General features: G+C 64.3%; 24 protein-coding genes and 3 tRNA genes. 11 read left to right on the plus strand and 16 right to left on the minus strand.

Going from position 1 to position 23296, the window contains the following annotated elements; translation table 11 throughout:
* Positions 1-272: 272 nt before the first annotated feature.
* On the plus strand, positions 273-830 hold the full coding sequence (locus AB0O58_RS25090; protein ID WP_366238947.1) for a hypothetical protein: 558 nt from the start codon (positions 273-275) through the stop codon (positions 828-830).
* A 102-nt stretch (positions 831-932) separates the two neighbouring features.
* Here AB0O58_RS25090 and AB0O58_RS25095 read toward each other — a convergent pair whose 3' ends face one another.
* From AB0O58_RS25095 to AB0O58_RS25115, 5 genes are all read right to left on the minus strand, one after another.
* Positions 933-1526, minus strand: a complete 594-nt coding sequence (locus tag AB0O58_RS25095) for a hypothetical protein (protein WP_366238948.1) — start codon at positions 1524-1526, stop codon at positions 933-935.
* 61 nt (positions 1527-1587) lie between these two features.
* Positions 1588-2235, minus strand: a complete 648-nt coding sequence (locus AB0O58_RS25100) for a hypothetical protein (protein WP_155288754.1) — start codon at positions 2233-2235, stop codon at positions 1588-1590.
* Positions 2236-2472: 237 nt separating this feature from the next.
* Positions 2473-2545, minus strand: a tRNA-Arg gene (locus AB0O58_RS25105).
* 55 nt (positions 2546-2600) lie between these two features.
* Positions 2601-2690, minus strand: a tRNA-Ser gene (locus AB0O58_RS25110).
* Positions 2691-2813: 123 nt separating this feature from the next.
* On the minus strand, positions 2814-3578 hold the full coding sequence (locus AB0O58_RS25115) for a dienelactone hydrolase family protein (protein WP_027494763.1): 765 nt from the start codon (positions 3576-3578) through the stop codon (positions 2814-2816).
* Between the two features lie 96 nt (positions 3579-3674).
* On the opposite strand from AB0O58_RS25115, the gene hisC reads away from it, so the two are divergent.
* Positions 3675-4730: a histidinol-phosphate transaminase gene (gene hisC, locus AB0O58_RS25120; protein ID WP_366238949.1), complete on the plus strand. Its 1056-nt coding sequence runs from the start codon at positions 3675-3677 to the stop codon at positions 4728-4730.
* Here the strand turns inward: hisC and AB0O58_RS25125 are convergent.
* Both AB0O58_RS25125 and AB0O58_RS25130 read right to left on the minus strand, forming a co-directional pair.
* On the minus strand, positions 4719-5765 hold the full coding sequence (locus AB0O58_RS25125; RefSeq protein WP_027494765.1) for an alpha/beta hydrolase family protein: 1047 nt from the start codon (positions 5763-5765) through the stop codon (positions 4719-4721). The genes hisC and AB0O58_RS25125 overlap by 12 nt on opposite strands.
* A gap of 292 nt (positions 5766-6057) precedes the next feature.
* Positions 6058-6261 carry a DUF3072 domain-containing protein gene (locus AB0O58_RS25130; protein ID WP_027494766.1) on the minus strand — a complete coding sequence of 68 codons (204 nt, stop codon included), beginning with the start codon at positions 6259-6261 and terminating at the stop codon, positions 6058-6060.
* Between the two features lie 160 nt (positions 6262-6421).
* Between AB0O58_RS25130 and AB0O58_RS25135 the strand changes: the two genes are divergently transcribed.
* Positions 6422-6781 carry an excalibur calcium-binding domain-containing protein gene (locus AB0O58_RS25135; RefSeq protein WP_032374150.1) on the plus strand — a complete coding sequence of 120 codons (360 nt, stop codon included), beginning with the start codon at positions 6422-6424 and terminating at the stop codon, positions 6779-6781.
* A 78-nt stretch (positions 6782-6859) separates the two neighbouring features.
* A complete protein-coding gene (locus AB0O58_RS25140; RefSeq protein ID WP_196251049.1) occupies positions 6860-7774 on the plus strand; it encodes a pseudouridine synthase in 915 nt (304 codons plus the stop codon).
* 24 nt (positions 7775-7798) lie between these two features.
* Here the strand turns inward: AB0O58_RS25140 and AB0O58_RS25145 are convergent, their stop codons facing one another.
* The 3 genes from AB0O58_RS25145 to AB0O58_RS25155 all read right to left on the minus strand — a co-directional run bounded on the left by AB0O58_RS25145 (position 7799) and on the right by AB0O58_RS25155 (position 9317).
* Positions 7799-8611 (minus strand): formate/nitrite transporter family protein, encoded by an 813-nt coding sequence (locus AB0O58_RS25145; RefSeq protein ID WP_283541745.1) that lies wholly within the window; start codon positions 8609-8611, stop codon positions 7799-7801.
* A 114-nt stretch (positions 8612-8725) separates the two neighbouring features.
* A tRNA-Ser gene (locus tag AB0O58_RS25150) sits at positions 8726-8815 on the minus strand.
* 58 nt (positions 8816-8873) lie between these two features.
* A complete protein-coding gene (locus AB0O58_RS25155; RefSeq protein ID WP_230593545.1) occupies positions 8874-9317 on the minus strand; it encodes a MarR family transcriptional regulator in 444 nt (147 codons plus the stop codon).
* A 146-nt stretch (positions 9318-9463) separates the two neighbouring features.
* Here AB0O58_RS25155 and mgrA point away from each other — a divergent pair, with 146 nt between their 5' ends.
* Both mgrA and AB0O58_RS25165 read left to right on the plus strand, forming a co-directional pair.
* On the plus strand, positions 9464-10498 hold the full coding sequence (mgrA, locus tag AB0O58_RS25160; protein WP_094716070.1) for an L-glyceraldehyde 3-phosphate reductase: 1035 nt from the start codon (positions 9464-9466) through the stop codon (positions 10496-10498).
* Between the two features lie 34 nt (positions 10499-10532).
* Positions 10533-11522 carry an NAD(P)H-quinone oxidoreductase gene (locus AB0O58_RS25165; protein WP_032366525.1) on the plus strand — a complete coding sequence of 330 codons (990 nt, stop codon included), beginning with the start codon at positions 10533-10535 and terminating at the stop codon, positions 11520-11522.
* Positions 11523-11595: 73 nt separating this feature from the next.
* On the opposite strand, the gene AB0O58_RS25170 is transcribed toward AB0O58_RS25165, so the two are convergent.
* Entirely contained in the window at positions 11596-12801 is a 1206-nt protein-coding gene (locus AB0O58_RS25170; RefSeq protein WP_048319188.1) for a cysteine desulfurase-like protein, read from the minus strand.
* 175 nt (positions 12802-12976) lie between these two features.
* Here AB0O58_RS25170 and AB0O58_RS25175 point away from each other — a divergent pair, with 175 nt between their 5' ends.
* The 5 genes from AB0O58_RS25175 (at position 12977) to AB0O58_RS25195 (ending at position 17123) form a co-directional block, all read left to right on the plus strand.
* The gene (locus tag AB0O58_RS25175; protein ID WP_027494774.1) at positions 12977-13555 is read left to right on the plus strand and encodes a bacterial proteasome activator family protein; all 579 of its coding nucleotides are present in this window, start codon (positions 12977-12979) and stop codon (positions 13553-13555) included.
* Between the two features lie 104 nt (positions 13556-13659).
* Positions 13660-14496, plus strand: coding sequence for an ABC transporter permease (locus AB0O58_RS25180; protein ID WP_167669101.1), 837 nt, complete (start codon positions 13660-13662; stop codon positions 14494-14496).
* A gap of 16 nt (positions 14497-14512) precedes the next feature.
* Positions 14513-15325, plus strand: a complete 813-nt coding sequence (locus AB0O58_RS25185; RefSeq protein WP_186439974.1) for an ABC transporter ATP-binding protein — start codon at positions 14513-14515, stop codon at positions 15323-15325.
* Positions 15306-16220, plus strand: coding sequence for a glycosyltransferase family 2 protein (locus AB0O58_RS25190; protein WP_032382979.1), 915 nt, complete (start codon positions 15306-15308; stop codon positions 16218-16220). Before AB0O58_RS25185 ends, AB0O58_RS25190 begins: the two co-directional genes overlap by 20 nt.
* A 39-nt stretch (positions 16221-16259) precedes the next feature.
* Positions 16260-17123 (plus strand): TylF/MycF/NovP-related O-methyltransferase, encoded by an 864-nt coding sequence (locus AB0O58_RS25195; protein WP_032366779.1) that lies wholly within the window; start codon positions 16260-16262, stop codon positions 17121-17123.
* Here AB0O58_RS25195 and AB0O58_RS25200 read toward each other — a convergent pair whose 3' ends face one another.
* The 5 genes from AB0O58_RS25200 to AB0O58_RS25220 form a co-directional block, all read right to left on the minus strand.
* On the minus strand, positions 17124-19013 hold the full coding sequence (locus tag AB0O58_RS25200) for a glycosyltransferase (RefSeq protein WP_366238950.1): 1890 nt from the start codon (positions 19011-19013) through the stop codon (positions 17124-17126).
* Between the two features lie 137 nt (positions 19014-19150).
* Positions 19151-19984 carry an alpha/beta fold hydrolase gene (locus AB0O58_RS25205; protein WP_032374158.1) on the minus strand — a complete coding sequence of 278 codons (834 nt, stop codon included), beginning with the start codon at positions 19982-19984 and terminating at the stop codon, positions 19151-19153.
* On the minus strand, positions 19981-20583 hold the full coding sequence (locus tag AB0O58_RS25210; protein WP_366238951.1) for a TetR/AcrR family transcriptional regulator: 603 nt from the start codon (positions 20581-20583) through the stop codon (positions 19981-19983). Before AB0O58_RS25210 ends, AB0O58_RS25205 begins: the two co-directional genes overlap by 4 nt.
* Complete coding sequence (locus tag AB0O58_RS25215) at positions 20584-22371, minus strand: amidohydrolase family protein (protein WP_366238952.1); 1788 nt, start codon at positions 22369-22371, stop codon at positions 20584-20586.
* Positions 22372-22444: 73 nt separating this feature from the next.
* On the minus strand, positions 22445-23245 hold the full coding sequence (locus AB0O58_RS25220) for a glycosyltransferase (protein WP_032382985.1): 801 nt from the start codon (positions 23243-23245) through the stop codon (positions 22445-22447).
* Positions 23246-23296: the final 51 nt, after the last annotated feature.

The raw sequence follows: 23296 nt of genomic DNA on the forward strand, positions 1-23296 counted from the left end.
CGACGTCCTGTTCGCCATGCTCAAGACCAAGACTCTGTACCAACCGCCCACGACACAAGCCGCTTGACAGAAACCATAGGGACACCCCCCCGGTACGACCGCAATAGGGCTGGAACGACCAGCATTCCAACGCGAATCGGCGCGGGGCCCAGGTGTGGAAACTGCTCACGCGGGTAACCGATGGACAAGGAGCCGTTCACGCGGCCGCCAAAACCTCTGTTATATCGCGTGTTTCGCGATCGGAGCAGCGCACACAACCGAAGGATCCGCAGATGTCCAACAGAAATACCGTCATCCGTTCGCTACACGATCTCGGTGCCGCCGCCTGGTTCGGCGGTTCGCTCATGGGTGCCGTCGGCGTGAACGGTGCTGCCACTGCGGTGCAGGATCCGCGTGATCGCGCACAGCTTGCCGCGGCAGGGTGGGCGAAGTGGGCTCCAGTCAACGCTGCGGCCATCGGTGCACATCTCATCGGCGGCGCAGGCATACTCATGGCCAACCGCGGTCGTGCTCGCCATCAGCAGGGTGTCACCGCCAACACCAACATCAAGATCGCCGTCACCGGGGTCGCCCTGGCCGCAACCGCGTACAGCGGTGTTCTCGGCGCGAAAACGACCAAGGCTCAGGGCCATTCGATCGATTCGGCAACCGAGCCGTCAGCAGGTACCCCTCGCGAGGCCGCCGCAGCACAGAAGCAACTGAAGTACCTCCAGTGGGCATTGCCGGTCCTGACCGGGACCCTCGTGGTGCTGGGTGCTCAGCAGGGTGAGCAGCAGAGGCCGACCGAAATCTTGTCGGGAATCGCAGGAAAGCTGGTCGCCCGCGCGTAGATACACGCGCATGTGCCCTACCCCGTCGCAGACACTGCGGCGGGGTCGGACTTGTTGGGGCAGTGCCGACACCGGCGTGCAAGGTACGGCGGTCAAGGGGGCCTAGAAATTCCAGCGAAGACCGGGCGTCATCGCGATGTCGGTCACTTGCTGGACCGTCAACACGGGGTCGGCGGATACATCGACGATGCTGCCGTCGGTCCCGTATACCTCTACGCGACTGCCTCTTTCGGATGATCTCAGATCGACGACTGTGCCGTCACTCAGTGTCCGACGCTCATCGACGTAGCCGGCCAAACATGGACCGGCGGATTGGTCGGATGTCGACAGCCTCACGTTCAGGTCACCCACGGCTCCGCCCAGCGAGATACGCCCATAGGCAGAGGCGCTGGAGTCGAATGTCAGCGGCGGGAACATGGCATCGGGTTCTACCGTGGTCCCGGCGGGAAGGGCTCGCGCCAAAGCGGCCGACTTGGCTGCTGCGTCGAACCCCGCCGGGGCGGAATCCGGTCCGACAATGGCGTAATTGATTCTCTGCATGTCCTCGGGCTGGACGACCTCCGCACAGCCGGGTATCGACACGGCGTCGGGTTGCGGATCGTGGAGAAGACCGGCGACTACGACGCCTGCTGCCACGGTGCCGACGATCACCGAGACTGTCGTCCACACCGACTTCGGGTCACCTGGGCTGGCCATCCTGCCAGTGTCCACCGCCGGCGACGACCCCCATCGCCCGGGTCACGCTGCGTTGCAGGCTTTACCGCCGGGACCGTTCGGCAAACCCCGACCCCACTGCTCCGACCGCGAACACCGCTGCGGTCAGCACGATGTTCGGCCACAGACCGAAGCGGGGGTCCAGTGCCCACTCCCGCGGCACGAGATTCTCGACGTTGTAGAGGTTGGACACCAGACTCGCAGCAACGGCGACAACACCGATTGCCACCAGCAACCGCGACCGCAGGCCGACACCCCACACCAGGACCGCGATCGATATCGCCAGTAAGGGCAACAATCCTCGAATCGTCATGTTACCCACGTAGAACATCATTCCGTTCTGCACGAAAACTGCTGTTGCACTCGACAATCCGAGACTCGCAACGAGCCACAGCCGAACATGCATGGCGACGCCCGATCGACGTTCGCTCCACACGCAGTAGACCGCGACGGCCCCGATGCACACCGGCAGAGCGCACAGCCAGTACACATCGGCTGCTGGTTCTCCGAGGTGCGCACCGCCGAACCACGCCGGACCCGACACCGACTCACCGCCGACGACCGGTTGCCGAACGTAGAACGGCAACGCACCGACGAAGAGCAGCGAGATGAACAACAGCGGGATGAACAACGGCGAAGCCTGAGCATCCGACTCGCTCACAGTCGCGGTTCTGCCTGATCGATCGCTCACGTGCCCTCCTCGGCGAGACAAGCACACCTTACGTCCGGTTTGTTTCTAAAGGGTGTGCTTTGTACCGATCTGCACGCCGTCTACCAGGCCGCCCCTCGCCGGCGTCCCCGTTGTTCATCCCACATGCGGACCCGTCGTCGGAGATCTAGACCGGGCAGGTGTCGAGCCGCCAACCACTGGCCTATACGACGAAAAAGCCCCGAACTGCATCGCTGCAGTTCGGGGCTTTTTCTTCTGTGCGCCCGAAGGGATTCGAACCCCTAACCTCTTGATCCGTAGTCAAGTGCTCTATCCGTTGAGCTACGGGCGCATGTTCAGTTGTGTCGGTTCCGAGGAACCGACGTGCCGATCCTTGCGGATCAGCGTGGCGGAGGCGAGAGGATTTGAACCTCCGGACCCGGTGAAGGGTCAAGTCATTAGCAGTGACTCCCATTCGGCCGCTCTGGCACGCCTCCTAGGCTGCCGGCCCTCTCGGACCGCCGAGGAAAGAGATTACACACGGCTGAGGCCAGAAGGCAAAACGGCTGGTCGACGCCCCAGGTTCGCGCGGCGTTCGCGTAAAAGATGCTTGTTGCTCGTCAACGCATGAAGCTGTCGAACCAGTCGAAGATGCGCGTCTGCGCATCGACGAGAGCGGCCTCGGCGGGGTCGGTGTCGTCGCTGCTGCCCGGCTGTTCCCGAGGATGATCGGCGCGATGCTCCACACCGGAGTAGCTGACGACGTTCGTGGCCACTGAGGCGCGCGTGGCGGCATCGCGAAGGGCTTCGATGTGTTCGGGTGGGGTGTGGGGGTCGTTCTCGCCGTAGAGGCCGAGCCACGGCGCCTGCAGCTTGGGCGCGGCGTCGACCAATGCGATGGCGTCCGAATTGAGCGGCTCCACGATCCCTGCTGCGGCGACACTGACCGCCGCTCCGACCGGACGGCTGGTAGCCACGATCAACGCGGCCGTTCCGGCATCGTCGAATCCGATGACGCCGATGCAATCGGAGTACACCCCGCGCTGGACGAGCCAGTCGGAGGTGGCGTCGAAATCGGCGAAGAGGTCGTCGCCGAACACTTCCTTGTCGTCGCCGTGCCCCCGATGGAACAGGTCCGGCGCTACCGCCAGCCACCCTTCCAACGCGAGCGCGCGCAGGAGATCTTTCAGCGACTCGGGTATCTCCCTGGCCTCGTGCAACACGACGATCCCGCCGCGCGGTGACCCATCGGGCTCCACAGCCGTCAACGGCACTTTCTCCTGCGAGACGGGTTTCGATGCGGCCGTATCCACCTCGTCGTCCGCGCCGACTGTGGGCGCGGGGGCGGACCGAAGGACTGCGAAGTCGCTGAAAGTTCCCGACATACTGTACGAAGATAGGACGATCGCGGCCGTCCTGCACAGCTTTGACGCGGACAGGCAGAAGTCGACTACCGACAGGGTCGGCGCATAATGACTGACGTGACCGTGCACATCCGCCCCGACCTCGACGCCATCCCCGCTTACGTACCCGGCCGCAGCTTTCCCGGTGCGATCAAGCTGGCGAGTAACGAAACGACACAGGGCCCTCTGCCGAGTGTCCGTGAGGCGATCGTGGAAGCGACCGGCGGCGTCAATCGCTACCCCGACATCCGCGCGACGGCGCTCGTCGAGTCGTTGGCGAAGATTCTCGGAGTGGCTCCGGAGAACGTGGCCGCCGGAAACGGCTCGGTCGCGTTGTGCCAGGAGGTCGTCCAGATCACCTGTGGCCCCGGTGACGAAGTGATCTTCGCGTGGCGCTCGTTCGAGGCCTATCCGATCATCGTCCGGGTGACGGGAGCGACGCCCGTTCAGGTGCCGCTGACCTCGGACCACGTGCACGATCTCGACGCAATGCTCGACGCCATCACCGAGCGCACCCGACTCATCTTCGTCTGCAACCCGAACAACCCGAGCGGAACCGTCGTTCAGCGCGACAAGCTCGTGGCCTTTCTCGCCGCGGTGCCGCCCCACGTCCTCGTCGTCCTCGACGAGGCCTACTTCGAGTACACCCGGCCCGACGCGGCAGGCAATCACACCGATGGGGTGGAGATCGCTCGCGGTCGGCGCAACGTGATCGTGCTGCGGACGTTCTCGAAGGCGTACGGCCTCGCGGGTCTGCGAGTGGGCTACGCGGTGGCCGATCCCGAGGTGATCACTGCGCTGTCCAAGGTTCGTATTGCGTTCGCAGTCAGCACCATTGCTCAGCAGGCGGCTCTGGCGTCGCTCGAAGCCTCGGCCGAGCTACTGGCTCGGACCGATGCGCTGATCGCCGAACGTGATCGAGTGCGCGACGCCCTGGTCTCGGGTGGCTACGACGTGGGCGTATCCCAGTCCAATTTCATTTGGCTGCCGCTAGGCGAACGTTCGGGTGAATTCGCCTCGGGCGCAGCCGAACAGGGCGTGTTGTTGCGTTCCTACGGAAACGACGGAGTGCGGGTCACCATCGGCGACCCGCACGAGAACGACGCGTTTCTGAAGTTCGCTCTACAGTCCTAGCGCGCGCTCGAGCGTCGGCCAGGATTCCCGGAGATCGTCCTGCCAGTACGGCCACTGATGAATGCCGTACGGGCGGTAGGTGAAGGTGGCCGGTATGTCGATCGAGCGCAGGCGTGTGTCGAAGAGCGTGGTGCAGTACAGCGCTGCAGCTTCGAGCGGTCCGCCCATCGCAGCTTCCTGCACACCACCGCCGCCGGGGCCCAGTTCGTACGGGCCGGGTAGGCCGGTGCCGACGGACACGTAGACGTCCTTGCCGCGCAATGCTTCTGCGTTGCGTGACGGATCGTGTTCGATCCACTTCGCGTCGGCGTTCTCGCCCCACATGTTGGTGGCGTTGCCGCCGTTGGTGGCGACCGTGGCGCGCACAGCGTCCTTGAGGTTGTTCTGCGAGTTGTCGTAGCAACCGCTCAAACCGGCTACTCCGGTGTAGAGATCGGGGTGACGCGTGATGAGATCCATCGCGGCCTGGGCACCCATCGACACACCGCCGATGGCATTGGTGCCGTTACCGGAGAACCGCGCATCGATCAGCGGCGGCAACTCCGCCGTCAGGAACGTCTCCCACTTGTTGACACCCAAGACGGGGTCGGGCACATTCCAGTCGGTGTAGTAGCTACTCGATCCGCCGACCGGCAACACGACATTGACCTGCTTGTCCGCGAAGAAATCGACGATGTCGGTCTTCTGCGTCCAAGTGCTTTCCTTGTAATCGGATTCCTTGCCGGCACTGACGCCGTCGAGCATGTAGAGCGTCGGACGGGACACGGCCTGCGCGGCTGGAAGAAGAACCTGCACCTGGATCGCCCGACCCATCGCCGGCGAATCGACCCACACGGCCGCACGACGCGGAGTCAACATGTCGACTCGATCGATACGAGCCGCTGCCGTCGGCAACGACTGCGCCTGTATGCCAGGTGCTGCCCCGCCACCATCGGCACTGCCGGTACCCGGAAGCGGCTGCGCTCCGGCGATACCCGACGACAGCAAGGACACAGCCAGCGCAGCCCCCGCTACTGCCAACACACGACGGTGCATCTGATCTGCCATCCTCCCCAGGCGCACCCTCGCGGGCGCAACACAAACAACATCCGTTCCACAACGTACCCACCGCGACGCAGACACGCCGAGGGCTGTGGGTCCGCTCACAGTAGCCGCGAAATCCCGGGTACAAAAGTCTGCGTAATCCTTTGTTACATGTACCGAAGAAATAACGGTCTACCTGGTCGGATGCTGCCGTCGGGAGGTCCTTCAGAAGGCACTCAATGTGACATTCGGTGGACTTTTCGGGGGTCGATGTCACATCGAGTGGACTTCTGACGGAGCAGGCTCAACCGCGGCCGGTTTCGCCCTGCAACTTGTCGATCATTTCCGACGCCTGCGCCTTGTTCAGGTCGTCGGGAACTTCCTCCCCTGCTTCCTGAGCGAGGGTGCTCAGATAGCTCTTCTGCGGACCGGTCATCGGCTCGTCGCCGGTGACCCAGTCATCGGGATCCTTCTCGGGGTTCTGGTTGACCTGCTCGTTTTCGCTCATACGTTCGTAAATACGCCCTCGTGACGGTTTCCAAACGCGTCGACCCTGCGCATTTCGGTGCCGCCCTGCTCAGCGCGGCTGTCGGTCGCGCGAATGACTTCGTTGACAGTTCAAGGATCCGTCGAGCAAGCTCCATCGCACCCCCTCGAATTGGAGCAACATGAAGACGAAGAATCTGCTGGTCAGAATCAGCATCGGAAGCGCGATCGCTGCGGCAGCCATGGTCACCACCCCCGCCCTCGCTTCGGCGGATCCGATCACCGATTTCCTGTGCGGTGCCGGCTCGGCTCAGTTCTGCATCCTTCCGCCGCCGCCTGCTTTCGCTCCCCCGCCCGCACCGCAGGGTGCACCCGCCCCACAGCCGCAGGGTGCGCCGGCTCCCGCACCTCGGCCCAACGGTGGGTTCCAGTACCAGAACTGCGACGCCGCCCGCGACGCCGGAGCTGCACCGGTCTATCGCGACGAGTACGGCTACGGCCCCCACCTCGACCGCGACAACGACGGCATCGGCTGCGAGTAGCGAGTTCGCACTTGTGTAGGTGAATCGCTGTCGATCGTCTGCACAAGTGCGATCTCGGCGGACGGATACGCTCGGCCGGTGAGACGACGCCAGCAACCGCCCCTGGCGAAGCGCTACGGCCTCGACCCCGCACGCGTCCGAATGCCCAAGGACGGGACATGGCCCACCGTCCGCGAGTTCCTGACGGCGACCGAGCAACGGATCTCGCCGGGACGCATCGACGAGATGCTCGCTGCGGGCGAGGTCGTCGACATGGGCGGGCCTGTATCCGCTGATGCGCCGTACGTCCCCGGCGAGGCTGTCTGGTTCCACCGCGACCTGCCGACGGAAACCGTTGTGCCATTCGACATCTCGATCGTGCACCGGGACGACGCCGTACTGGTGATCGACAAGCCGCATTTTCTGCCGACGATCCCGCGCGGCGGCCACATTCTGCAGACCGCGTTGGTGCGCCTGCGCCTCGAACTCGGCCTTCCACAACTGGTGCCTGCTCATCGACTCGATCGCGTCACCGCCGGCCTGGTGCTGTTCGTCGTTGATCCGGCACTTCGCGGGGCGTATCAGACGTTGTTTCAGGATCGAAAGGTCCGCAAGGAGTACGAGGCCATCGCGGCCTACGAACCGACCCTCGCTCTGCCTACCGAGGTACGCAGTCGAATCGTCTCTGACAAGGGCCAGTTCACTGCACGCGAAGTGACCGGAGAACCCAACGCGCACACCGTCGTCGAACTCGTGGACCACCGCGAGGGCATCGGACGGTACCGGCTGACACCGTCGACGGGACGAACCCACCAGCTACGTCTGCACATGAACTCGTTGGGCATCCCCATCCTGGGTGACGATCTCTACCCGACGGCAACCGGCCGAGCCGTCGACGATTTCACAGCTCCACTCCAATTACTCGCCAGTGCAATCGAATTCATCGACCCGATCTCGAAAGTTGTACGACGCTTCGAGACTCGGCGCAGCCTGGAGCGTTGGGTGCAGAACTGAAGTCCATGACTCTCGGCTCCGCTGCTACTCAGAATTCTGGTCGCGCTCGGACTTCACGAGTTCCTTCGTGCGCACCAAGCGCAGCGCCGTGACCAACACGACGCCGCCGATGATGTTGAACAGCACTGTGTAGCCGAACCATTCGATCCACTCGCGGTAGGTCACATCCGCTCCTGCGTGGATGGCCCCGAAGATCAGCAGGGAATCCAGGACCGAGTGGAACAACTGCAATCCGGCCAACAGAAAACCCGCCGCCATGGCGGCGATGATCCGCGCCACATCGGATTCGGTTCCCTGCTGCATGCGGGTCAGCAGTGTCATCGTGCTGCCGCCGAGAACAGCGAGGCAGATCGACTGAAGATCCAAGGGTGCGTAGACGAAATGATGCGCCGACTCGGACAACACTTCGAGCCATTGCGGAAACGCGTGCGCGATCAACCACATCACGAACCAACCGCCGAGCAGATTCGCGAGCAGCGTCCCGACCCACAACTTCGCGAGCTGTGCAGGCGTGCCGTTGCGGGCCACAATCGCGGCGATCGGCATCAGGAAATCCTCGGTGAACAGCTCACCGTGTGCGAGATAGATGGCCACCAGGCCGATTCCGAACGCCAGGCCCGCCAGCAGGTGACTGCCGGTCTCGTCCAGCACCGCTAGGTACGCCATCACCCCCAGAGCGACCTCGAGTCCGCCGAACAGTCCGGTGATCAGCACGGTGCGTACGGTGCGGTGCAATCGCTCCTCGCCTTCGGTGACGACAGCGTCGAAACTCTCCTCGAGCTCCTCTTCCAGAGGTCCCTCGTTGTCGCCGTCGTTGCGCCGCGCTTCTTCGCTCATTGGCAGGTAGTACCCACCTGACCGGTATTGATGCCACGCCGAGAATTCGCTGCTTCGCAAACGATCGAGCCCGGTCCACCCTCGCGGGCGGACCGGGTTCGATCAATCGACATATGGCGGAAGCGGAGGGATTTGAACCCCCGGACGCTTTTACACGTCTCTCGCTTTCAAGGCGAGTGCATTGGGCCGCTCTGCCACGCTTCCGTGTGCGATCTTAACGGCCGGGGCGGCACCGGCCCAATCGCCCCTCGTTGCCGGTCTGTCAGCGTCGGGGTCGGGTTGCCGATGCGTCCATTGCGGCGTCCACTTTCTGGAAGATGTCGCCCAGGACCTCCAGTTCGGCCGGGGTGAGGAGATCGACCAGATGTTGCCGGACGCTGCGGACGTGCGTGGGTGCTGCCTCCGTCAGTCGTCGTCGACCTTCCTCGGTGATGACGGCGAGGACGCCACGGCCGTCGTGCGCGCAGGTACTGCGGCGCACCATGTCCTGGACTTCCATCCGCCTGATCTGGTGGGTGAGGCGACTTCGGGAGGACAGAACCCCGTCGGCCAACTCGCTCATGCGGATGGAGCCGTCGTCCGCCTCGGACAGCATCACCAGGATGCGGTATTCGGCCATCGACAGGTCGTGTCTGTCCTGTAGATCCCTGTTCAATACCTCCATCAATCGTTGACCGCCGTCGACATAGGCACGCCAAGCTCTCATTTCCGCAGTGTCGAGCCACTGCGGGTCCCCCCCGGGACCAATGGCTAATTCGGCCGTCACGCGAGTCATCTTAGGCAGGAAATCTACTCACGAGTAGCTTGCCGTGGTTCGGGGCCCGATTCGCCGATGCGACCTAGGGTCGAGTTATGACAGATCCCTACATCGACCCTCCGTACGTTGCCGCCGCCGATCGCTACGAATCCATGTCGTATCGCCGAGTGGGATCGCGTGGGCCGGTACTGCCGGCTGTGTCGCTGGGCCTGTGGCACAACTTCGGCGACGACGTTCCACTGATGAAGCAGCGCGCGATTCTTCGTCGCGCCTTCGATCTGGGAATCAACCATTTCGACTTGGCGAACAACTACGGTCCGCCGTACGGAAGCGCCGAGAAGAACTTCGGCCGCATCTTCTCCGAGGACTTCGCCGGCTACCGCGACGAACTGATCATCTCCAGCAAAGCGGGATGGGACATGTGGCCCGGCCCGTACGGCTTCGGCGGCTCCCGCAAGTACCTGCTGTCCTCACTCGACCAATCGTTGGCGCGCATGCGACTCGACCACGTCGACATCTTCTACAGCCACCGCCCCGACCACGACACCCCGATCGAAGAGACAGCCGGCGCGCTGATCAGCGCCGTTCAACAGGGGAAGGCCCTGTACGCGGGCATCAGCTCGTACAAGCCCGAGGGCACGCAGAAGATGGCGGATCTGCTCGCCGACGCCGGTGTTCCGCTGCTGATCCATCAGCCCAGCTACTCGATGGTCAACCGGTGGATCGAACCCGAACTACTGGGCACACTCGACGCGATCGGCGCAGGCGTCATTGCATTCTCTCCCCTCGCCCAAGGCATGCTCACCGACAAGTACCTCGACGGCATTCCCGCGGATTCGCGAGCAGCACAAGGCAAGTCACTGAACCCGGACTGGCTCACCGACGACCACATCGGGCACCTTCGCGCACTGAACGACATCGCGTCGGCCCGCGGTCAGTCACTGGCTCAGCTCGCGCTGAGTTGGGCGCTGCGCGACCGGCGAGTGACGTCGGTACTGATCGGCGCATCGAGCGTCGAGCAGCTCGAGAACAACGTCGCGGCGCTGGACAATCTGGATTTCTCCGACGCCGAACTCGAACAGATCGACAGTCACGCCGGCGACTTCGGCATCAACCTCTGGGACCTGTAAAGCGCCTGCGACAGTGGTGGCGCATCATGGATGCATGCGTGCAATCACACTGAAAGAATTCGGCGATCCCGACGTCATGGAGTGGACCGAGGTTCCCGATCCACGACCGGCCCGCGGACAGGTGATCGTCGACGTCTCCGCCACCGCCGTCAACCGTGCCGATCTGATGCAGCGTCAGGGCAACTACCCGCCGCCCCCGGGTGCCAGCGAGATCCTCGGTCTCGAGTGCTCGGGAATCATTTCCGAGCTCGGTGACGGCGTCAGCGGTTGGAACGTCGGCGACAGGGTCTGCGCGCTTCTGGCAGGTGGCGGGTACGCCGAGCAGGTCGCCGTGCCTGCCACCCAGCTGTTCCCGATCCCTGCGGGCCTCGATCTCCATGTGGCAGCAGCACTTCCGGAGGTCGCGTCCACGGTGTGGTCCAACCTGGTGATGGATGCGCACATGCGTTCGGGCCAAGTACTGCTGATCCACGGCGGCGGCAGCGGAATCGGTACGCACGCAATCCAGGTCGCGAAACAGATGGGCGTCACCGTCGCCGTGACCGCCGGATCCAAGTACAAGCTGGACATGTGCGCGGACCTCGGCGCCGACATCCTCATCGACTACAAGAACCAAGACTTCGTCACCGAAATCCGTTCACAGACAAACGATCACGGAGCCGACCTGATCCTGGACAACATGGGCGCTAAATACCTCGACCGAAACCTCGACGCGCTCGCCATGGACGGCACCGTCGTCACCATCGGAATGCAGGGCGGCGTGAAGGGTGAGCTGAACTTCGGCAAGCTCATCGCCAAGCGCGGCTCGGTACACGCGGCCGGATTGCGTGGACGCCCCGAGACCGGACCGTCGAGCAAAGCCGACATCGTCGCCGACATGACCGCACACCTGTGGCCGATGATCTCCGAGGGCCGGGTCACCGCCGTCGTGCATGCCGAAATCCCGATAACCGAAGCAGCACAAGGGCATCGAATGCTCGATGACGCCGAGACGATCGGGAAGGTCATCCTGCGCGTGCAGTGATGTGCGTCCAAGGGTCGTGAGTGGAACTTCGTAGTGGGCTACGAAGTTCCGTGCACGTGCGGCGCAGCCGCTCTCACAGGGCGAGCGCAGCGAGAGCTTTCACGAGCTGATCGATCTCGTACCGGGTGGTGTAGGGAGCGAGTCCGATGGTGACGGCACCACCTTCGTCGTTGACGCCCAGGGCGTCGAGCAGACGACTGCCACCGTGGACCCCGCTGACGCTGCCGATGCGAGCCTGCGCGAGTTGCTCGGACACCTTCACCGCGGGCATACCGTCGACGGTGAAGCTGACGGTCGGGATACGCGTGGGCGCAGTGCCGAGCACCATGACGTGGTCGAGGGTGGCGAGCGCAGCCATCAGATGCTCGAAGAGCCGATCCTGATAGTGCTGCAGCGACCCGATGGACAGCTCCAGCCGCTCACTTCGGGTGCCCGTCGCTGCGTCGTCGAGGTTGGCCAGGTAGTCGATGGACGACACGACACCGGCCAGCAGCGCGTACTGATGACCACTGACCTCGAGCCGTTCCGGCCCCTTCGCCGACGGGTTCAGCGACATCGACGGCAACTGGTCGAGCAGTGTCGGATCCCGGAAGATCAGCGCACCCACCGACGGCCCACCCCACGCGGCCGCGTCGATCGCGACGACGTCGGCTCCGAGTTCCTTGATGTCGACGTGTGCGTAGGGGGCTGCTCCGGCGGCATCGACGACGATGAGTCCACCGACCTCGTGGACCAGATCCGCCGCGACGCGAACGTCGGGAGCGCTACCCACGATCGGCGACGCCGCGGTGACCGCGACGAGCCGGGTGGTGGAGGTGATGAGTTCCTCGAACTGCCACGTGGGCAGCTCGCACGTATCGATCTCGACCTCGGCCCAGCGCACGTGTGCACCGGTTCGGCTGGCGACCCGCAGCCACGGCGCGACGTTGGCTTCCTCGTCCAGACGCGAGAGCACCAAGCCGGTTCCCAGCCCGAGCCGGGAGCTCAGAGAATCGGCGAGCCACGACAGCAGCGTCGCCCGATCCGGTCCGATGACCACCCCGGACGGATAGGCACCGACCAGATCTGCGATTGCGACGCGGGCGGATTCGAGCAGAGCAGCACTCCGCTTGGCAGCGATGTTGCCGGCCGAATGATTGGACGCACTGTGCCGGAACGCCGTGGAGACGGCCGTCGACACGCGATCCGGAATCAGCATTCCCAGCTGAGGGTCCAAATGAATCCACCCGTCGCCGAGGGAGGGAATGGACCCTCTGACCCGTGCGACGTCGTACCCCATGCCGGACACTCTAAGCGCCGACCCGCCGAGGGTGTGTTTCACGTCCCGTTTCCCCAGGGAACGGCAGCCAACAACGCACGCTTCGATCCTCCTGACACCCCGGTTGCGAACGACCGAACCAGGATAATCGCCCCTGTCGATCGCGCAACGGCAGGCGACGCGTAAAGATGGATGCATGACGCAATCCGAGTCGAACAATGCACCCGGCGATCACGTCGTCGTGATCGGCCCCAACGGAGAGCCACTCGCACTGAGCCGCGAGGAAGCCACCGCTGCTGCAGCCCGCGCTTCCGGCTCGGCGGCAAACGAGGAGTCGTCCGACGGATCGGACCTCTCGGAGATGGTGGAACAGCCCGCCAAGGTGATGCGCATCGGCACGATGATCAAGCAACTGCTCGAAGAAGTGCGCGCGGCACCTCTCGACGACGCCAGCCGCAATCGGCTCAAGGAAATCCACAAATCGTCCATCCAGGAGCTCGAGCAGGGCTTGGCCCCGGAGCTGCGCGACGAGCTCGAGCGTCTGGTGCTGCCGTTCGGCGACGACGTCGTGCCCACCGACGCCGAACTGCGGATCGCGCAAGCTCAGCTCGTCGGCTGGCTCGAAGGACTGTTCCACGGCATCCAGACGGCACTGTTCGCTCAGCAGATGGCCGCACGGGCCCAGCTCGAGCAGATGCGTCAGGGTGCATTGCCTCCCGGCGTCATGCCCACACCGGGCGGCGGCCACGGCAGCGGTACCGGCCAGTACCTGTAACACCACACACACGCTCGCAAAATGAGCTGCATGGTCGATTACAGGTAGTGTCGACCGTCGTGTCGGCACCAGCGAAGGATCCCGAGAGCGAGGCAGGAGAACAGATGCCTGCTCCGGTTTCGGACTCACAGACTTATCGGCGCGCGTTCGGCGACCTGCGGACCGGGTTCAACCAGCGTGAGCTGTGGCTGCATCTCGGCTGGCAGGACATCAAGCAGCGCTATCGACGGTCGGTGATCGGCCCGTTCTGGATCACCATCGCCACCGGCGTCCAGGCCATCGCCATGGGCCTGCTGTATTCGGTCCTTCTCGACATCGATCTGCGCGAGTTCCTGCCGCATGTCACGGTCGGCCTGATCATCTGGAACCTCATCAGTGCCGCGATTCTCGAGGGCGGAGACGTCTTCGTCGCCAACGAGGGTCTGATCAAGCAGCTGCCCAGTGCGCTCAGCGTGCACGTGTATCGCCTGGTGTGGCGTCAGCTCCTGCTGCTCGGCCACAACCTGCTGATCTACGTGATCATCATCGCGATCTTCTGGCCGCCCGGCGGACTGCACTGGACGGTGATCTTCGCGATCCCGGCGCTGGTCCTGATTCTGCTCAACGCGGTGTGGGTGTCGATCCTCTTCGGCATCATCGCCACCCGCTACCGCGACATCGCCCCGATCCTCGGCAGCTTCGTCACGCTGATGTTCTTCATGACGCCGATCGTGTGGACCACCTCGGGACTGGTCCAGATGGGCGGCGAGGCCGCGAAACGCGCCAAGCTCGTCGAGATCAACCCGCTCTTCCACTACCTCGACATCATCCGGGCCCCTCTGATCGGCGAGGACCAGCAGGCGTACCACTGGTACATCGTGCTCGGGTTCACCGTCGTCGGGTGGGCGCTGGCCATCGTCGCTCTCAAGAAGTACCGGGCCCGCGTGCCCTACTGGGTTTAGGGGTCAGCAGTTGTCCATCAGCATCAGTACCCATGACGCATGCGTCGACTTCCCGATCTTCGACGCCAAGACGCGGTCCTTGAAGAAGGCGTTCCTCGGCAAAGCCGGCGGTGCCATCGACCGGAACTCCTCCGACGTCGTCGTCGTCGAGGCCCTCAAGAACATCACGATGAACCTGAAGGACGGCGATCGCGTCGGCCTGGTGGGTCACAACGGCGCGGGCAAGTCGACGCTGCTGCGGCTGCTCTCGGGCATCTACGAGCCGACGCGAGGCAGCGCCACCATCCGCGGCCGCGTCGCGCCGGTGTTCGATCTGGGCGTCGGCATGGACCCGGAGATCTCCGGTTACGAGAACATCATCATCCGCGGCCTGTTCCTCGGCCAGACGCGCAAGCAGATGCTCGCGAAGATGGACGAGATCGCCGACTTCACCGAACTCGGCGACTACCTCGACATGCCGCTGCGCACCTACTCCACAGGTATGCGGGTGCGCGTCGCGATGGGCGTCGTCACCAGCATCGACCCGGAGATCCTGCTGCTCGACGAGGGCATCGGTGCCGTCGACGCGGAGTTCATGAAGAAGGCCCGGCACCGACTGCAGCAGTTGGTGAAGCGCTCGGGAATCCTGGTGTTCGCCAGCCACTCCAACGAATTCCTGGCTCAGTTGTGCGATACCGCGATGTGGATCGATCACGGCCAGATTCGGCAGCAGGGCGGCATCGAGGACGTGGTGCGGGCATACGACGGCGACGACGCCGGAGACCACGTCGCGCAGATCCTGAAAGAGATCGAGCGGGAAGACGGACCTGATGGGCAAGCCGGTGCCTGACCGGATCATCGGGGTCATCGTCACGCACAAGCGTCGGGAGTTGTTGGCTCTGTCGTTGGACGTCATCGGTGCCCAGACACGTCCGCTCGATCATCTGGTCGTCGTCGACAATGCGAACGAGCCGGCCGTGCGTGAGTTGGTGGACTCGACGGCCCTGCCGACGACGTACCTCGGCTCGCAGCACAACCTGGGTGGCGCAGGCGGATTCGCGCTCGGCATTCTGTACGCCCTCTCGCTCGGTGCAGACTGGGTGTTTCTCGCCGACGACGACGGCCGCCCCGAGGGCCCGAAGGTGCTCGAGACCCTCTACGACTGTGCGCTCGCGCACGGACTGGACGAGGTCTCCCCCGTCGTCTGTGACATCGAGGATCCGGATCGCTTGGCGTTTCCGCTGCGACGCGGCGTCGAGTGGCGTCGTCTTCGCTCGGAGTTGATCGACCCGGAGAATCCGGACGACGATCTGCTCGAAGGCATCGCGTCGTTGTTCAACGGTGCCCTGTTCAAGGCGTCGACGATCGATGCGGTGGGCGTGCCCGATCTGCGGCTGTTCGTGCGCGGCGACGAGGTGGAGGTACACCGCCGATTGCAGCGCTCGGGCCTGAAGTTCGGAACGTGTCTCACGGCCGCGTACGTCCACCCCAACGGGGCCGAGGAGTTCAAGCCGATCCTCGGTGGGCGGATGCACACGCAGTACCCGGAGGATGCGACCAAGCGGTACTTCACCTACCGCAACCGCGGTTACTTGATGTCGCAGCCAGGCATGCGAAAGCTGTTGCCGCAGGAGTGGATTCGCTTCACCTGGTTCTTCCTGATCACCACCAGGAATCCTCGCGGTCTGGCGGAGTGGTTCCGGTTGCGCGGACTCGGCCGTCGAGAGCACTTTCGTAAGCCCTGACGTGTTTGCGAACGCGTCCCCACCGGCTACCGTGTGCCCATGACGGAACCTCGGAAGCTCGCGGATCGCATCAAGTCGTCGGCTCGAGAAAAACTTCAACGAGCAATCGGTGAGGTTCTGGCGCAGCAGACCGCGCAGCTGGCCGAGCAGACCAGCGATCAGCAAGCGAAATTGCTCGACGTCCTCGAACGTCAACGACGTGAGATCGACGATTTGCACGCCTTCATTCGCGGTCTCGAAATGCGGATGCGTCGCGACATTCCGTACGCTTCCGACGTCGAAGCCGCCGCCCAGAGCGCAGAGTTCGCCGAAGAGATGATGCCGGAGGCCCCGACCTTCCTGCGGCCGCACGCCACGCTGCGATTCGCACTCGGTGAGGTCTCCATCCGCGGCATGGCGCTCGAGTTCGGAGTGGCCAGCGGGACGACGCTCGAGATCATCGCCGAGGAATTGGCGTCGCGTAAGGACATCACCGTCGTCGCCGGATTCGACGTGTTCTCCGGCCTACCCGAGACCTGGCGTACGGGCTTTCCGAAGGGACTCTTCGAGCAGGACACGATCCCCGAAGTGCCCGGCGCACAGATCGTCCCGGGGCTGTTCGAGGATTCGCTGCCGGGATTCCTGAAGGGCCACCACGAGAAATTGGCCTTCCTGCACCTCGACGCCGACCTGTACTCGTCGACGGTCACCGTGCTGGACCTCGTGGCCGATCGACTCGCAGTGGGCACCGTCATCGTGTTCGACGAGTACTTCAACTTCCCCGGCTGGCGCAACCACGAGTACCGGGCGTGGACGGAATTCGTCGCACGCACCGGCACCGAATTCGACTACCTCGGGTACACCGCCGACAACGAACAGGTCGTCGTACGGATTCGCACGGCACCCAAGGTCCGGTCGAACTAGCTACTGCCCGTAGAGACGAGCCCAGTTCTCGCGGCTCGTCAGCTGTGGGACGGCGGCGCGGTACGACGCTGCCACGGTGGGTGTCTCGGTGCGCAGACGCTTGAGTGCCGACACCCCGCGCTTGAGCAGCTCGACGGCATGTGCCTTGTTGCGCTTGCGAACTCGGACGCCCTCCTGCGAGCGGTCGGTGACGATCGCGTGGGAGAACAGCGAGACGTGCCACCAGTGCGCGTCGTCGGCCGAGATGGAAACGGGGCCTGGATCCACCGTGCCGCGCCACTGGTTGAGGACGCGCTTGGCGAGCACGGCGAATTCCATGCTCTTCTTCGGGTGTGGGCCGGCCGGGGTGATGAACATATCGGCCGGACGCACCCCCGGAACGTCGTTGGCGTTGTGCCGCTTGGTTTCTCCGTACGCTGCGCGCTCACGCCGGATGGAACCGGCCGCGTCCATGCCGCCGTCGAGCAGATGTTCCGGACCGGCCAGGAAGTCTTCGACGGACTTGATCAGCGTGTACGCCATGCCATACTGCATCGACACCAGGTAGCGAAGCAGGTCGGTGAACAGCTGCTTGGCGAGCGTCTTACCGTCGAGTTCGATGTGCAGGGCGGCGGTGATCATGCCGTTGCGCAGGTTGAAGTAGCGGTGCCACTCGTCCCAGTCCTTCCACGCGAAGTCGGCGTGCCACACCGCTGCGCCCGGCAGCGTGACGGTGGCGAATCCGTTTGCGCGCGAACGGTATCCGTACTCGATGTCGTCCCACTGGAAGAACAGCGGCAACGGGTAGCCGACCTGCCCGACGATCTCCGACGGGATGAGGCACGACCACCAGCCGTTGTATCCGGCGTCGACGCGGACGTCCTGCTGACGCTTGCGCTTGAATGCGCTCTTGTCCGATACCGCGTTCTTGACGTGGACTCCGGCCTCGAGCTTCTGCAGGTTGGCCACCTCGGCACCGACGTGCACGCGGTCGGGGTGCAGCAGGTACAGCATCTGGGCACCGATGATCGCCGGCTCGACGGTCATGTTCGCGAACGAATTCATGCGCACGATTGCCTCGGGCTCGCACAGCACGTCGTCGTCCATGAAGATCACGTTGGCCGGATCGCCGCCCTTGCCCTGCACCTCGTAGAGCCCGCGAGTGAATCCGCCCGCGCCGCCGAGGTTGGGCTGCGTGATGTAGACGAGCTTGTCGCCCAGTTCGGCCGCGACGCGCTGGAACTTCTCGCGCGTCTGCACCTGATCGGTGCCCTGATCGACGACGTAGACGTTGTCGACACCGAGCAGAGCGATGGGATCGTCGGCCATGGCAGCGACGGTGTTGGCGCAGTCGTCGGCGCGATTGAACGTGCAGATCACCACCGAGGTGGGACGCAGCTTCTCCGGTGCGGCGACGGTCCATTCCGCGTCCTGCACCGACAACTCGCTGGACGTCGTGGTGAAGCGTACGAACAGAGCGCCGCCGTCGAGGAACTGCGTCGTCGCAACGGGGACCGACAATCGCGTCGACGCGTTCGCGGAATCGACGGTGGTGCTGGCCATCGTGCGCTGGTGGCCCTTGTAGTCGGTGGCCACCAGATCCACGCGGCCCGCGCCTGCAACGGTGGCCTGGAAGACCACCTCGGTCACCGTCGTCCACCGCTGCCAGTAGCTGGCCGGGAACCGTCCGAAGTAGCTGTTGGTATGTACGACGCTGCGCTTGGCGATCCGGACACCGGTGCGGGTGCGCTCGGCGTTGCCCTTGCGGACCTCGCTGTACATGTCTGCGCTGACCAGGGGCGACGGGCCGTCGAACAGGAGCCTCTGAACTGTCAGTTCGGCCGTGTCGTCACCGCCGGCGGCAGCCGGCACGTCCGAGGAACCGAGACGATCGAGAGCAGTGCCGTCCATACCGAGAAATACCCCATCCAGTTCGAGTAGTGACAGTTCGAGCGATCACAGGTGTGGCCGTACCGAGAAGAAGACCACTGACCATGGTTGCACAGCCCACGGCCGATCCGTCCGACGCTCGCCGCACTGCTCGCCACCTACTCCCCTTCCCGCCCCCTCTCCATCAGCACGCGAGCGGCGTCGGCCGGGTGCGTGTACGGCCACCAGTGACCCGCCTCGACGTGAACGACGCGCAGGTCGGGGATCCACCGATCGAGACCGTCGGTGAGGTTCGTCGACAGCATCGGGTCGTGTGTCGGGACCACCACGGTGGTCGGGACGACGCAGCGCGGATCGGGTCCACGGAACACCCGCCGCAGCACGTTGGCCCGGTACAGCGCGATGCCGCGCTGCTGGTCGGCCGCCGTCGGGGTCGGCTCGCCCTCGGCCTGCAGTCGGGCCAGCAGAGCCGGTATTCGCGTTCGCAGGACGGGCACGTGAAACCCGAAGACGTACCAGGACCTGGCCAACTGGCCCACCAGTGACGGCCACCGATGCGGCCGGACCGACCGCGCCCGCGCCACCTGCCGCAGATGATCCAGACTCGGGCCCGACACCGACGTGTACGACGCGAATGCGGTGCTCGCCCGAGGCGAGGCCATCGCCTCCCACATCTGGACCGACCCCCAGTCGTGGGCGAAGACGTGGACCTTGCCGGTGAGGCCCGGAATCGACTCGACCACCGCGAAGGCGTCCCGCGCCAGCTGCTCGATGGCGACGTCTGCCGCGGGCTCCAGCACGGACGCTCCGCTGCCTCGTGTGTCGTAGGCGATCACCCGGACCGCGTCACCCAGCGCGGTGATCAGCGGGCCGAACACGTGACGGTTGTCGGGATAGCCGTGCACCAGCAGCACTGTGGACTCAGCCGACGGGTCCCCGTATTCGAAGACGGGAAGCTCAGCACCGGCGATGCGTACCGTCCAGTGAGTCATCCCGCGTCGGTCAGGGCGTGCAGTGCGCCACCGCGCAGCAGGTGAGCAATCATCCTCAGCCGCATGGCTTCCTGCTCGGGCTGCGGATGGACCACGGCTGCCAACGCCTCGCCGTCGAGCAGGTGGACGACGCTGAAGACCACCGTTTCCAGATGCTGCGGATCGATCACGCCGGCAACGGGAAGCGCACGAGCAAGTTCGGCGATCTGCTCGTGATATCGAACGGTGAACGGCTGCAGTCTCTCTCGCAGCTCGTCGTCGCTGCGGGCGGCGGTCAACAGCTCGTACCAGGCCCCGTTGATCGGGGCGCGGCACGCTGCTCTGAGCAGTTCGAGACAGTGCTCGATGGACGCGCTCCCGAAACCGGACAGGCCGCGGCGAAACTCCTCGAACTGACATCGACGAATCTCGTCGGCTGCGGCGACGATCAGGTCGAGCCTGGTGTCGAAATGCCGAAACATGGCCCCGGACGACACTCCGGCCCGGCTGACGATTTCACTGACGCTGGTTGCGGCGTAACCCTTCTCGCACAACGATGCGATAGTCGCGTCGAGCAGTTTTCCGATGGTCTCGGTTCGGCGCTGGTGTTGACTCGCCACTCACACACGCTCCCGGCGTCGAGGGGCCGTGGGAGTGCCTGCCCGCAGGAAGCTACCGGCCCGCTCGGACACACCGAACCAGGGCGCAAAGGTGCCGCCGGAGAACACGACTCGGCCCGCGACCAGAGTGGCGGTGACCGCTCGGTCGTTGCGATTGACCATGCGGCTCAGGCCACCGAATTCCGGCATGGTCTCCTCGCGATAGGCCAGGACATCCTCGTTCAGCCCCTTCGGGTCGATCACGACGATATCGGCACGGTCCCCCACCCGCAGGTGCCCGGCGTCGACACCGTAGAAGTCGGCCAGTTCGCCGCTGAGCTTGTGCACGGCCTTCTCCACGGTCATGAACGGCCGGCGATCGTTTCGCGCGTCGTGCACGCGGTGCAGCAACCGAATGCCGAAGTTGTAGAACGCCATGTTGCGCAGATGAGCACCGGCATCGGAGAACCCCACGGTCACCCCGGGCTGATTGATCAGCTTGTCCATCTGCCGCTTGCGGTGATTGGCAACCGTCGTGTGCCAGCGCAACTTTCGGCCGTGCTCGACCACCAGATCGAGGAATGCGTCGACCACGTGCACACCACGTTCGGCTGCGACCTCCGCGATGTTCTTTCCGACGACCGACGCGTCGGGGCATTCGGTGATCTCGGCGTCGGCGAAGTCGCGATGCCAGACGCGCGAGCTGAACTTCTTCTCGAAGTCGGCACGGAACCAGCGGCGGTAGGCCTCGTCGGACAGCAACTCGTTGCGTCCCAACTCTTCTCGAAGATGCAGTGCGGCGCGGCCGGAGCCGAACTCCTCGAACACCACGAGATCGATGCCGTCGGAATACACGTCGAACGTGGTGGGGAGGTGCTGCCAGCGGAACTGGCCCTTGCCCGGGCCGTTGACCATCCGGGCGAGCGGGCCGAAGACGCGATGGATCCACGGCGACGCCTTGGCATCGGCCGCCGCCAGCAACGAGATCTTGAGCGGAGTGCGGCCGACCCCGGTGGCCGAGGCGAGGAAGAACAACATGTCGTACTTGGTGTTCAGGTTCGGAATGCTCTGCAACAACCGACCGCGTCGACGCAGAATCTTGTGCAGAGAACGGAATTCGCTCCACCGCGCATACGAGGACGGTAACGAACGAGACCGGTATCGATCGCCGTCCAACTTGTCCCATGGGTTCGTCATGGTCGACATTCCGAGCAGCCCGGCATCGAGCGCCTTCTCGAGCGCGTCGGACATGGCATGCCATTCCTCGCGAGTGGGCTTCTGACTGCGATCGGTTGAGCGATCCAACCCCATCACGTGCGCGCGCAGATCCGAATGACCGACCAACGCAGCAATATTGGGCCCGAGAGGCAGGCGCTCGAGGGCTGCGATGTACTCGTCGGGACTGTTCCAATTTTTGTGCGCATCGACGGCTTTGAGGACATGATCTCGCGGCAGCGCCTCGACCCGACTGAACAGGTCCGCGATGTCGACCGGAGTGGAATAGAGCGTCGACAACGAACAGTTGCCCAGGAGAACCGTCGTGACCCCGTGCCGGACGGATTCTTCGAGACCCGGCCCGACCAACACCTCTGCGTCGTAATGGGTGTGTACGTCCACGAAGCCCGGCGTGACCCACTTGCCGGTGGCGTCGACCACCTCGGTCGTCGCGCCCGCCTCGAGGGGAGTGGACGACACGGCCCGCACGACGCCGTCGACGATGCCCACATCCGCCCGAACTCCAGGGCCGCCGGATCCGTCGTACACGGTTCCGCCGGCGATGACGACATCGAAAGGAATGTTCGGGTACATGTGACCTCCGTCATAGAATGACGAAACCATAACTTAGAGAGTGGTCACTCGCAATAGCCCGGAGCGGATCGCTTCAGGCGTCCACAGCCTGACGACCGGCTTGTGCGGCCGCCAGTAGTTCGTGACGCCGCCCTCGCAACGACAGCAGGCCCCGGGCCATCTTCACGACATCCCCGATCGCAACCCGGCTGGGCTCGCTCCGGTGCGATTCGGACAGACGAACCGGCAGCTCCACAGGACGGACACCGGCCAATTCCACCGCGTAATCCAATTCGGTGGTGAACAGGAAACCCGGTTCGATCAGCTGCGGAGCCACCGCACGCAGAAGGGTGCCATCGACGATGAACGTTCCCTGCGGGTCCTTCGTTCGAGTGCCCAGCACGATTCTGCGGAGCGACGTGAAACCGAAGGTCATCACGGCGCGAAGCACCCCACGTTGCACAGCAGACTCCGGATGCGCCTTCGAGCCGATGGCCACCAATGGAGTCGACCCGGTTTCGGAGGTCCATTCCGCAGCCGCGTTCAGATCGTCGAACCCGAATGGAAGATCGTCGGCGGTCAGCAGCACGCGGTCGCCGCGAGACTGCTCGACGCCCAGTCGAAGCGCGTTACCCATGCCCTTGGCGCTGGTCAGCACGGACAGCCCGACGGTGGGATGAGTCCAATCAGCCGCAAGCCGTGCACAGATGTCTGCCGTGGAGTCGGTCGAACCGTTCTCGATGACGATAATTTCCGCAGGACTGCCGGACAAGTACTCGACGAAGGCATCCACAGTGGATTCGATGACTCGGGCAGAATTGTGGGCAGGTATGACCACCGACAATTCGACCGCGTCCGGCCGCGAACTCGGAGCGGGACCAGAGAACACAGTCACCCTTTCAGCGCCTGTCGAAAACCACGAACGGACGAAACACTACGCTGCAAC

This window comes from Rhodococcus sp. NPDC080181, assembly GCF_040702225.1.
Lineage (GTDB): Bacteria > Actinomycetota > Actinomycetes > Mycobacteriales > Mycobacteriaceae > Rhodococcoides > Rhodococcoides fascians.

Bases quoted from the DNA above. Each gene is read 5' to 3' on its own strand.
- AB0O58_RS25115 (WP_027494763.1), bottom strand. From the start codon at position 3,578: ATGTCGGGAACTTTCAGCGACTTCGCAGTCCTTCGGTCCGCCCCCGCG.
- AB0O58_RS25215 (WP_366238952.1), bottom strand. From the start codon at position 22,371: ATGTACCCGAACATTCCTTTCGATGTCGTCATCGCCGGCGGAACCGTG.
- AB0O58_RS25095 (WP_366238948.1), bottom strand. From the start codon at position 1,526: ATGGCCAGCCCAGGTGACCCGAAGTCGGTGTGGACGACAGTCTCGGTG.
- AB0O58_RS25125 (WP_027494765.1), bottom strand. From the start codon at position 5,765: ATGCACCGTCGTGTGTTGGCAGTAGCGGGGGCTGCGCTGGCTGTGTCC.
- AB0O58_RS25165 (WP_032366525.1), top strand. From the start codon at position 10,533: ATGCGTGCAATCACACTGAAAGAATTCGGCGATCCCGACGTCATGGAG.
- AB0O58_RS25200 (WP_366238950.1), bottom strand. From the start codon at position 19,013: ATGGACGGCACTGCTCTCGATCGTCTCGGTTCCTCGGACGTGCCGGCT.
- AB0O58_RS25170 (WP_048319188.1), bottom strand. From the start codon at position 12,801: ATGGGGTACGACGTCGCACGGGTCAGAGGGTCCATTCCCTCCCTCGGC.
- AB0O58_RS25190 (WP_032382979.1), top strand. From the start codon at position 15,306: ATGGGCAAGCCGGTGCCTGACCGGATCATCGGGGTCATCGTCACGCAC.
- mgrA (WP_094716070.1), top strand. From the start codon at position 9,464: ATGACAGATCCCTACATCGACCCTCCGTACGTTGCCGCCGCCGATCGC.
- AB0O58_RS25205 (WP_032374158.1), bottom strand. From the start codon at position 19,984: ATGACTCACTGGACGGTACGCATCGCCGGTGCTGAGCTTCCCGTCTTC.
- AB0O58_RS25180 (WP_167669101.1), top strand. From the start codon at position 13,660: ATGCCTGCTCCGGTTTCGGACTCACAGACTTATCGGCGCGCGTTCGGC.
- AB0O58_RS25130 (WP_027494766.1), bottom strand. From the start codon at position 6,261: ATGAGCGAAAACGAGCAGGTCAACCAGAACCCCGAGAAGGATCCCGAT.
- AB0O58_RS25135 (WP_032374150.1), top strand. From the start codon at position 6,422: ATGAAGACGAAGAATCTGCTGGTCAGAATCAGCATCGGAAGCGCGATC.
- AB0O58_RS25145 (WP_283541745.1), bottom strand. From the start codon at position 8,611: ATGAGCGAAGAAGCGCGGCGCAACGACGGCGACAACGAGGGACCTCTG.
- AB0O58_RS25195 (WP_032366779.1), top strand. From the start codon at position 16,260: ATGACGGAACCTCGGAAGCTCGCGGATCGCATCAAGTCGTCGGCTCGA.
- AB0O58_RS25175 (WP_027494774.1), top strand. From the start codon at position 12,977: ATGACGCAATCCGAGTCGAACAATGCACCCGGCGATCACGTCGTCGTG.
- AB0O58_RS25090 (WP_366238947.1), top strand. From the start codon at position 273: ATGTCCAACAGAAATACCGTCATCCGTTCGCTACACGATCTCGGTGCC.
- AB0O58_RS25155 (WP_230593545.1), bottom strand. From the start codon at position 9,317: ATGAGAGCTTGGCGTGCCTATGTCGACGGCGGTCAACGATTGATGGAG.